This is a genomic window from Lentzea aerocolonigenes (assembly GCF_000955955.1).
GTDB lineage: Bacteria > Actinomycetota > Actinomycetes > Mycobacteriales > Pseudonocardiaceae > Lentzea > Lentzea aerocolonigenes_A.
In genome coordinates, this window is record NZ_JYJG01000401.1 from 1 (window position 1) to 3,253 (window position 3,253).

Consider the following 3,253-nt stretch of genomic DNA (forward strand, 5'->3'; position numbering starts at 1 on the left):
CCCCGGACAGCTTCCCCGCGGCCAACGGACCCCACGCCGCCACGCTCATCCCCAACGCACGAGCCATCGGCAGCAACTCACGCTCCACATCGCGCTGCAGCAGGCTGTATGGCACCTGCAAACCCGCGAACGGCGTCCACCCACGCCACTCCGCCAACGTGTTCGCCCGCGCCACGAACCACGCCGGCGCATCCGACACCCCGACGTACAGCACCTTCCCCGCACGCACCACATCGTCCAACGCGCGCATGGTCTCCTCGGCAGGCGTATGGCGGTCCCACAAGTGCACCCACAGCACGTCCACATAGTCCGTCCGCAAGCGACGCAACGACCGTTCCAACGACAGCACCAAGTTCTTGCGGTGATTCCCACCCGCGTTCGGATCGTCCGCATCCCGCGACAACGAGTACTTCGTCGCCACCACGAACCTGTCCCGCCGCCGCATCACCGCACCGAGAACCTCCTCGCTCTCCCCGTAAGCCGAAGCCGTGTCGAGGAAGTTGCCACCCGCGTCGGCGTACACGTCGAGCACCCGCCGCGCCGATTCCTTCTCGCGCAACGTCATCGTGCCCAGCAACAACTCCGAGACCCGCAGACCGGTCCGCCCGAACAGTCGATATCGCATGATCCACAGCATCGCCGCGACGAGCGAACACAGGGAGACCCGCTCAGGGCCCCGCTAAACTCCCGCGATCATGGCCGACAACGCACTGGGCCGGTTCCTGCGCGCCCGCCGCGAAGCCACCACACCACCGGACCAGCACCGCCGCCGCACGCCAGGACTCAGGCGAGGCGAGCTCGCCGACCGCGCGGGCATCAGCGTCGAGTACCTCACGCGCCTCGAACGCGGCACCGACCGCTCCCCCTCCGGCCAGGTCCTCACCTCCCTCGCCGAGGCACTCGACCTCACGGCGAACGAACGCGTCCACCTCTACCGGTTGATCAAGGCCGACCAGACCTGCACGCCACCCGCTCCCCCGCGGCTGCGCCCGGCCGTCCTCAAGATGCTCGCAGCCCTCGAACCGCACGCGGCCTGCGTGCTCAGCCCGGCGAGCGACGTCCTCGCCTGCACGCAAGGGTTCCGGGCGATCTGCGGCCTCGGCGACGAGCAGAACCTCGTCCGCTTCGCCTTCAGCTCGGGAGCCTTGGCCCACTACCCGGACTGGGAGCAGATCGCGAACGACCGCGCAGCGTCACTGCGAGCCGCCGCCGACCTCGGCGACCACACCGCGAGCGCCCTCGCGTTCGAACTGTCCATCACCGCCGGCCCCACGTTCACCACCAGGTACGACGCCGCCTCCGCCCTGCCTCCCACCACCGGCACCGAGCGCTGGGGCCCTCACCTCCTGGTGTTCGAGACGTTGTATGTGCCGGGAGAAGGCGAGTTGCGTGTGGTGATTTACTTCAGTCAACACTGAAGCTATAGGGCATGACGACCCGAAGCCGGATGGAAGAATCACCGTCATGCCTCGCCCGGAACGACCTCTCGACCCGTTCGCCGGGCCCGTCGAACAGTTCGCCTTCGACCTCCGCAAACTCCGCGAGAAGGCCGGCTCCCCCGGCTACCGCGAGCTCGGCAGGCTCAGCCACTACTCCGCCAGCACCCTCGCCGACGCCGCCCGCGGCCAGCGGCTCCCCTCCCTCGCGGTGACGCTGGCGTTCGTGCGCGCCTGCGGTGGCGACGAGGAGGCCTGGGAGCAGCGCTGGCGTGAGATCGGCCAGCAGGACGGCGAAGAACCCGAGGCCGACTCCCCCTACGTCGGACTGAAGGCCTTCACCGAGCAGGACGCCGACCGCTTCTTCGGACGGGAACGGCTCCTCGGCAAACTGCTGGCCAAACTGGAGCACCACGACACCGTGCTGGTCGTCGGCGCGTCGGGATCAGGCAAGTCCTCGCTGCTCAGGGCCGGTCTCCTGGCCCGCAAGGCCGGCGAGCTGATCACCCCGGGCACCCACGAGACGCTCCCCCGGACCGAGGAACTGCTCGTCGTCGACCAGTTCGAGGAGATCTTCGCCCTCCCCCACCGCGACGAGTTCATCGCCGAACTGACCAGCCGCACGCACAAGACGGTCATCGGCGTGCGCGCCGACTTCTACGGCCACTGCGCCCGCTACCCCGACCTGGTCAGCGCCGTCGAGGACGCCCAGGTCCTGGTCGGCCCGATGACCACCGACGAGCTGCGCCGCGCGATCACCCAGCCCGCCGTCGAGGTCGGCTGCGCCCTCGAGACCGGCCTCGTGGCAAGGCTCATCGCGGACGCCACCGGCGAACCCGGCGTCCTCCCCCACGTCAGCCACGCGCTTCTCGAGACGTGGCAACGAAAACGCGGCAACACCCTGACGCTCACCAGCTACCACGAGAGCGGCGGCATCGCCCGCGCCATCGCCAACACCGCCGAGAACGCCTACACAGGACTCGACGAACAGCAGCAAACCCAAGCACGCCAGGTGTTCCTCCGCCTGGTCAACCCCGGAGACGGCACCGAGGACACCAAACGACGCGTCAAGCGAGAAGAGCTCGCGGCGGACGAGGTCGTCGAACATCTCGCCAACGCGCGCATCCTCACCGTCGACGACGCCAGCGTCGAGATCAGCCACGAAGCCGTCATCCGCGGCTGGCCGCGCCTCAAGGACTGGCTCGCCGAGGCACGCGAGGACATGCGCGTGCACCGCAGGCTCACCGCCGCGGCCGCCGACTGGGAAGCGCACGACCGCGACCCGGGCTCGCTCTACCGGGGCGTCCCGCTCGCCCAGGTCACCGGCTGGGCCACCAGGGAACCCGGCGCGCTCAACGCCGCCGAGCAGGCGTTCCTCGACGCCAGCAAGGCCGCCGCCCAGCAGGACCTCGCCACCGAGAAACGCCGCACCACCACCCTGCGCCGCGTCGTGGCATTACTCGCCGCACTGCTGCTCGTGGCCACCGCAGCGACCGTGTTCGCCGTGCGCGCGCAACGGCAGACCACCGAGCAACGCACCATCGCGCTCGCCCAGAAGGCCATCGCCGAGGCCAACGGGCTGCAGGACCGCGACCCCGGTCTCGCGAGCCAGCTCCGCCTCGCCGCCTACCGCCTCACGGGTCTGCCGGTAGCCCGTGACAGCCTGCTCAGCACGTTCGCCGCGCCCCAGGTCACCCTCGTGCGCGGGCACCAGGACGCCGTCGCGTTCGCCCTGTTCAGCCCGGACGGCAAAGTCATGGCCACGGTCGCCGACGACAAGCAGCTGATCCTGTGGGACGTCTGTCTCTTATACACAT

General features: G+C 69.6%; 2 protein-coding genes and 1 pseudogene. 2 read left to right on the forward strand and 1 reads right to left on the reverse strand.

Features of this window, described 5'->3' with window-relative positions; translation table 11 throughout:
- Positions 1–625 (reverse strand): aldo/keto reductase (locus UK23_RS40395; RefSeq protein WP_045317090.1); only part of this gene is annotated, 625 nt, incomplete at its 3' end.
- 70 nt (positions 626–695) lie between these two features.
- On the opposite strand from UK23_RS40395, the gene UK23_RS40400 reads away from it, so the two are divergent.
- Positions 696–1,418: a helix-turn-helix domain-containing protein gene (locus UK23_RS40400; RefSeq protein ID WP_045317088.1), complete on the forward strand. Its 723-nt coding sequence runs from the start codon at positions 696–698 to the stop codon at positions 1,416–1,418.
- A gap of 46 nt (positions 1,419–1,464) precedes the next feature.
- A pseudogene (locus tag UK23_RS40405) lies at positions 1,465–3,253 on the forward strand (hypothetical protein); the annotation flags it as partial.